Source organism: Sphingomonas sp. Sph1(2015), from assembly GCF_001970915.1.
Classification (GTDB): domain Bacteria; phylum Pseudomonadota; class Alphaproteobacteria; order Sphingomonadales; family Sphingomonadaceae; genus Sphingomonas; species Sphingomonas parapaucimobilis.
Genome location: NZ_MQUI01000010.1, coordinates 96,885 through 103,370, shown reverse-complemented (window position 1 = coordinate 103,370; position 6,486 = coordinate 96,885). Strand labels below are relative to the sequence as shown.

7 protein-coding genes are annotated in these 6,486 nt (G+C 67.3%); 5 read left to right on the top strand and 2 right to left on the bottom strand.

Translation table 11 applies throughout. The annotated features are described in order from the left end of the window. The first annotated feature begins 248 nt into the window (after nt 1-248). The 5 genes from fliQ (at nt 249) to fliS (ending at nt 4,424) form a co-directional block, all read left to right on the top strand. Nucleotides 249-518, top strand: coding sequence for a flagellar biosynthesis protein FliQ (fliQ, locus tag BSZ14_RS06515; RefSeq protein ID WP_042487406.1), 270 nt, complete (start codon nt 249-251; stop codon nt 516-518). A 2-nt stretch (nt 519-520) separates the two neighbouring features. Beyond that, nucleotides 521-1,294 (top strand): flagellar biosynthetic protein FliR, encoded by a 774-nt coding sequence (gene fliR, locus BSZ14_RS06510; protein ID WP_042487409.1) that lies wholly within the window; start codon nt 521-523, stop codon nt 1,292-1,294. Then, entirely contained in the window at nt 1,294-2,421 is a 1,128-nt protein-coding gene (locus tag BSZ14_RS06505) for an EscU/YscU/HrcU family type III secretion system export apparatus switch protein (RefSeq protein ID WP_076710306.1), read from the top strand. The genes fliR and BSZ14_RS06505 overlap by 1 nt, the downstream gene beginning before the upstream one ends. A 91-nt stretch (nt 2,422-2,512) precedes the next feature. Next, nucleotides 2,513-4,003, top strand: coding sequence for a flagellar filament capping protein FliD (fliD, locus tag BSZ14_RS06500; protein ID WP_076710305.1), 1,491 nt, complete (start codon nt 2,513-2,515; stop codon nt 4,001-4,003). 1 nt (nt 4,004) lies between these two features. Beyond that, nucleotides 4,005-4,424, top strand: a complete 420-nt coding sequence (gene fliS, locus BSZ14_RS06495) for a flagellar export chaperone FliS (protein ID WP_042487415.1) — start codon at nt 4,005-4,007, stop codon at nt 4,422-4,424. A 295-nt stretch (nt 4,425-4,719) separates the two neighbouring features. Here fliS and BSZ14_RS06490 read toward each other — a convergent pair whose 3' ends face one another. Together BSZ14_RS06490 and BSZ14_RS06485 are read right to left on the bottom strand one after the other, a co-directional pair. Further along, nucleotides 4,720-5,673: a zinc transporter ZntB gene (locus tag BSZ14_RS06490; RefSeq protein ID WP_076710304.1), complete on the bottom strand. Its 954-nt coding sequence runs from the start codon at nt 5,671-5,673 to the stop codon at nt 4,720-4,722. Next, nucleotides 5,670-6,443: a precorrin-2 dehydrogenase/sirohydrochlorin ferrochelatase family protein gene (locus BSZ14_RS06485; RefSeq protein WP_076710303.1), complete on the bottom strand. Its 774-nt coding sequence runs from the start codon at nt 6,441-6,443 to the stop codon at nt 5,670-5,672. Before BSZ14_RS06485 ends, BSZ14_RS06490 begins: the two co-directional genes overlap by 4 nt. Nucleotides 6,444-6,486 lie beyond the last annotated feature (43 nt).

Below are 6,486 nucleotides of genomic sequence, written 5' to 3'. Positions count from 1 at the left end.
GGGGGGGGGGTGGGGGGGGGGCATCGCCATGGGCGTTTCGCTTGCGGAAGCGCCCCACCCCCGGCCCCTCCCCTGAAGGGGAGGGGTGAGCAGAGTTGATCGTTTTCGACTCCAGGAGGACTTCACTCGGCGTAAACGGCCGGGAAATGCAGGTCTTCGTTAACCATTTTCGCGGCATAACCCGTTCAGCCTGAGCGAAGTCGAAGGCCACGGGAAAACCTCACCCATTCGGGATCAAAGACCGCATCATGGACGCCCAATATTTCCTGACGCTGGCCAACCAGAGCATGTGGGTGCTGGCGCTCGCCGCCGCGCCGATCCTGGTGCCGGTGCTCGTCTCGGGCCTGGTGATCGGCATGATCCAGGCCGCGACCTCGATCAACGAACAGACGCTGTCGTTCGTGCCCAAGCTGATCGTCGTCGCCGTCTCGATCCTGATCTTCGGCAGCCTGATCGTCGGGCTGCTCAGCGACTTCATGGTCAGCATGTTCGAGCGTATTCCCGATCTCGTGAAGTAACCATGCTCGGCTTCGGCCTCTCGATCGAGCCGCAGGCTTGGGCGATCCTGTTCCTGATGATCCGCATCGGGGCCGCCTTCATCACCGCGCCCGTGTTCGGCGCGGTGTCGATCCCCCTGCCCGTGCGGGTCAGCCTGGCGGGTGCGATCGCCTTTCTGGTGAACTCGGTCCATCCGGTCGTGCCGCCGCCCGTCATCTTCTCGGTCCCCACCATCATGTCCGTCGCGGGCGAGGCGATCGTCGGCCTGGCGCTGGGCCTGATCCTCCAGATCGCCTTTACCGCGCCGCTGGTCGCCAGCGAGCTGATCGGCGGGTCGATGGGGCTCAACTTCGCCACGACCGTCGATCCGCTCAACGGCCGGTCGAGCCAGGCGCTGGGCCAGTTCTTCACCGTCATGCTGACGCTGTTGTTCCTGTCGGTCGACGGGCATCTCGTCCTCGTCGAGACGATCGTGAAAAGCTATGAGGCGCTGCCGCCCGGACAGGCCTGGATGACCCCGGCACAGTTCAAGGCGATCGCGCTGTTCGGCGGCTATGCCTTTCTCGCCGGGCTGCTGCTGGCGCTGCCGGTCGGTTTCCTGCTGCTCTGCCTGAACCTCGTCATGGGGATGATGAGCCGCGCGGCGCCCTCGCTCAACCTCTTCTCGGTGGGCATGCCCGCCGCGCTGACCATCGGCGTCATAACCATCGCCGTCGCCTTCCCGGCGATGGGCGATTATATGCTCGTCATCATCCGCGAGGCGCTGGCCGCCACCGAGACATTGGTGATCGGCTGATGTCGGAGGGCGGCGAAAAGACAGAAGCCCCAACCCAGAAGCGCCGCGACAAGGCGCGCGAGGACGGGCAGATCCTGCGCAGCCGCGATCTGGCGGCGGCCCTGGTGATGATGGCGGGCATCGCCTGGCTGATGTTCGCGGGGCCGACCTTGCTGGGCGCGTGCAAGGCGGTGATGGCGACCAGTTTCCAGTTCACCCATGCCGATGTAGAGGATTTCGAGCCGTTCCGCCCCTTGCTGGAGGCGGGGGGCAAGCTGTGGCCCTCGCTCGCCTCGCTGTTCGCGGTCACGATCGTCGCGACCATCGCGTCGCAGGCGGGTCTTGGCTCGCTCCAGTTCAATCCCAAGGCGATGGCGCCCAAGCCGTCCAAGCTGAACCCCGCCTCGGGCCTGAAGCGCATCTTCGGCACGCATGGCTGGATCGAGCTGGGCAAGTCGCTGCTCAAGGTCGTGCTGCTCGGTGCGCTGGGCGCCTATATGCTGTGGAAATCGTCGCACGCCACCCTGGGGCTGGCGCAGTCGGACCTGAACGGCGCGATCGGATCGCTGGGCGGCACCTTCATCACCATCCTGCTGGTCATGGGCTTCGGCCTGATCCTGATCGCCGGGTTCGACGTGCCGATCCAGATCATCCAGCTGTTCTCCAAGCTCAAGATGACCAAGCAGGAGGTCAAGGACGAGCATAAGGAAAGCGAAGGCAATCCCGAGGCCAAGGCGCATATTCGTGGCAAGCAGCGCGAGATGTCGCGCCGGGCGGTGCGCGCGGCGGTGCAGGAGGCGCATGTCATCCTGACCAACCCGACCCATTTCGCCGTCGCCCTGCGCTACGACCGGGGGCAGGACGAGGTGCCGGTGGTCGTCGCCAAGGGACGCGGCGCGACCGCGCTGGCCATTCGCGAACTGGCCGCCGAGCTGGAGACGCCGGTGCTGGAATATCCGCAGCTCGCCCGCGCCGTCTATTACACCAGTCGCGAGGGGCAGGAGGTGCGCGCCGACCTGTACCAGGCGATCGCCGTCGTCCTCGCCTTCGTCTTCGGCCTCAATGCGGGCGCGGGCGGTACGTCGCAGCCGCCCGTCGAGGTGCCGGTGGGCGCCCGCTTCGACGAGAACGGCGTCGAACAGCCATGATGCGTATCGCCCTGCGCCATTCGTCGCATCCCCCTAAAGCCCGACGGCCGGCGGCCGTTAAGCATGGCAAGCGCGCGCCGGAGTATCGTCGATGACCACCGTTTCCTCGAGCACATCGTCCAATAGCACGACGACCTCCTCCACATCCTCGTCCAGTTCGGCGAACGCGAGCAACGCGGCGCAGAATGCGACGAAGACCGCCGCCCAGCAGCTGTTCAACTCGTTGCAGGCGGGTTCGGGCATCGACCTGTCGACGGTCGTCCCCTCGCTGATCGAGGCGCAGTTCGCCGTCAAGACCGCGGCGCTCAAGGCGCAGGCCGACACGCTGACCTCAAAGATTTCGGTCGTGTCGTCGATCAAGAGCGCGATCACCGATTTCGCCTCCGCGCTGGCCTCGCTGGCGAGCGGGGGAACGCTCGCGACCCAGGCGACCAGCTCCGACCCCTCGACCATGAGCGTGACGACGGCGGCGGGCGCCAAGCTGTCGGGCATGTCCAAGTCGATCACCGTCAATGCGCTGGCCAGCGCGCAGGTCTCCTCGACGAAGGCGTCCTTTTCCAAGACGGCCTCACTGGGCACCGGCAGCCTGTCGATCAAGGTCGGGTCGAAGGATGCCGTATCGGTGTCGTTCGGCGCCGACGATTCGACGCCGGGCCTGCTGGCGGCCAAGATCAATGCCGCCAATACCGGCATCACGGCATCGGTTGTCACCGATGCGGGCGGCAATGCCTTCCTGTCCTTCACCGGGGCCAGCGGCAAGGACAACAGCTTCACCATCACCGCGACCGAAGGCGATACGGCGGGGCTCGCCCGGCTGAACGTCGGCAACGGGGCGACCGGGACCGCCACGTCCTCGACCGCCGCCAATGCCAGCATCACGATGGACGGCGTCACCGTCGAGCGGGCGAGCAACAGCGTCAACGACCTGGTGCCCGGGGTGAACATGACCCTGTCCGCGGTGTCGACCAAGCCGCTGTCGCTGACCGGCTCCAGCCCCAGCGCGGCGCTCAGCACCGTCGTGTCCAACTTCGTCTCGACCTATAACGACAATATGACCGCGCTGAACAAGGCGATCGACCCGATCACCGGCGATCTGCGCGCCGATCCCGCCGCACGTTCGCTGGCCCAGACGATGCGCACGCTGACCACGACCAAGCTGGTGCCCGGCAGCGACGTCGATCTCGGCCCCAAGACCTTGGCCGATCTGGGCGTCAGGACCGAGAAGGACGGCACGCTGACCATCGACCAGACGCAGCTGGCCAAGGCGCTGTCGACCTATCCCGATTCCGTCGAGAAGATGTTCCAGTCCAGCGGCGACAATCTGATCGGCCTGTCGGCGCGGATGAACAGCATCCAGCTGTCGGCGACCAGCAGCGTCTATGGCCTGACCGCCTCGTACAGCAACCTGACACAGGCGCAGAAGGATCTGGCGGATCAGCAGAGTCGCCTGTCCGACAATCGCGAACGGGCCAGCGACGCGCTGACCGCGCGCTTCGCGGCGATGAACAGCCGCGTCTCGGCGTACAAATCGGCACAGGGTCTGATGGATCAGCAGGTCAAGATGTGGACGAAGAGCAACTGATATGACCTATGCCTCCGCCCTTCTGACCGATCCCGCCGCCGTCTATCGCCAGATCGACGTGGTCGGCCGCACCGCCATGGCCGACGGCCCCGCGCTGGTGCAGCTGCTCTACGAGGAACTGATCTCCGCGCTCCGTTCGGCCGCCTGGGCGACCGAGCATGGCCAACTCGCACGCAAGAGCGAGCGGGTGACCCGCGCCACCGCCATCCTGTTCGCACTGGAGGCGGGTCTGGATTTCGAGAATGGCGGCGATATGTCGATCACCTTCGCCCGCCTCTATGGCGGCGCGCGCAAGCAGATCGTGGACGCCTCGCTGGGCCAGGACGCGCAGATCTTCCGTAACGTCGCGGCGAGCATCGCCGATATCGCGGAGGCATGGGAAACCGTTCGCAAGATGAACGCGCCGAAGGGCAAGAATTAGAGCATGATGACATGGGATCGCACCAAGCCTAGCCCCCTTCAGGGGAGGGGTTGGGGTGGGGCATCGCTACAGGCCCGGCGTTTGCGGAAACGCCCCACCCCCGGCCCCTCCCCTGAAGGGGAGGGGTGGATCAAGCTGATGGCATCATGCCTTAACGCTCAGGCGCATCCCTCACGCCGTTCAGCCTGAGCGAAGTCGAAGGCCAGGGGTTTCCCGAGCGACTCGGCGACGTGCCGGGGGTGCGCTTCGAATTCGCTCGGCGCGAAAGGCGGCTGGGTACGGAAAACGGTATGCCTTAACGCCGGAACCAGTGTTTCTGAACGAAATAGATCACGATCCCCGCCGCGATCAGCGCGCACGTGCCCAGGATCGCATCGAACGCCCACGGCTCCTCGGCATAGGGCAGGTTCTTGACGTTCATCCCATACAGCCCGGTGATGAAGGTCAGCGGCAGGAACACCATCGCCACGATCGAGATGACGAGCGCGCGATTGTCGATCTGCTCGGCCCGCATGTCGGTCAGCGTTTCGTGGACCAGCGCGGCGCGCTCGCGGATCGACTCCAGCTCCTCGGCCATGCGCGCGGCGCGGTCGGCGGCGGCGGAGAGATGCAACCGGTCGTCATCCCCCAGCCAGTCGCCGGGCAGCGCCGCCAACTTCTCCAGCGCGGCGCGCTGCGGGCTGAGGAAGCGGCGATAACCGATCGCGGCGACGCGAACCCGGCTGACCGTGCGGCGCAGCTGGAACACGCGATGTTCGTCCAGCTGCTCCTCGCAACTGTCCAACTCGTCGCCCAACCCCGCGACATCGGGGTCGAGGTCGTTGGTGATGGCGGTGGCGAAGGCGGTGATCAGGTCGCCCGGATCGGCGATGGTGCCGCCCTCGACCTCCTTGCGCACCGTATCGACCGCCAGCAGCGGGCGGCGCGTCACGGAATAGACCCGGCCCTTCACCGCCCAGATCCGCACCGAGGCGAGCATGTCCGACCCGTCGAGCGGCTGGCTGCTGCGGCCGCGCAGGTTCAGAAACGCCCCCTCGCCCACCGCCTCGCAGCGCGGGCGGGTTTCGGCGGCGGTCAGCGCGTCGATGACATAATCGGCGAGATGCGCGGAATCGCGCAGCCAGCGTTGCGCGACCGCGTCGTTGGTCTCCAGATGCACCCAGACCAGCCGTGCCTTGGCATCCACCGCCTCACGGATCGGGATCGCCTCGGCCTTGCCGCCATCGATGCCATAGGCGAAGCCGGTCATGCGCCGCGGCCCATGGCCAGGTCGACGATCTGCCCCTCCCCCGGCTCGGCCGGGAGCGCGTCGCTTTCGATCCGGACCGCGTCGGCACGCGCCCGGTCGAGGATCGCGGGCGGCACATCGGCGCGGTGATAGACCCGATCGGCCGCCGCCAGCGCCCGCGCCTGGCGCAGGGTCAGGTCGTCGGGATCGGTCGAGGTCAGGACGAACGCCTCGACCCTCGCCGCCGGACGGTCGGCCTGCGCCAGCCAGCCCGCGACATCGGTCTCGCCCGCCAACGGGTCGAGCGCCCCGCCGGGCGATAGCGCCGCCCCGATCGCCCGCCGCCGTTCCGCACCGTCGGGGAAGCGCGCGCGCAAGGCGCTACGGGCCGCGTAAAGCCCCTCGGCCAACCTGCCCAACCCGGCAGGGAGCAACGTCTCCAGTCGCTGGCGCAACGCCGCCGCGAGTCCCGCCGACACGCCGCCGGTGCCGATCGCGACGATCACGGGGCCGCGCTCGACGATGGCGGGCAGCGTGAAGTCGCACGCCGCCGGGCGGTCGACCGCATTGACCAGCACGCCGCGCGCCTTCAGCCGGGCGATGGCGGCTTGCGCTTCGTGCTCATCCTCGATCGCGACGATGGCGAGTGCGGCCTGGGCGTCTTCGCCGACGACCTGCGCGCCCGCGCGGTCGAGCAGGCGGCGCTTGGCCTCGGCCGGTTCGCCCTCGCCAACCAGAATGACCGGACGGCCACCCAGCCGGACGAACAAGGGCAGACTACCGAGACTCACCCATTCCTCCCCATCTCCGATGGGGAGGGGGACCGCCGCGAAG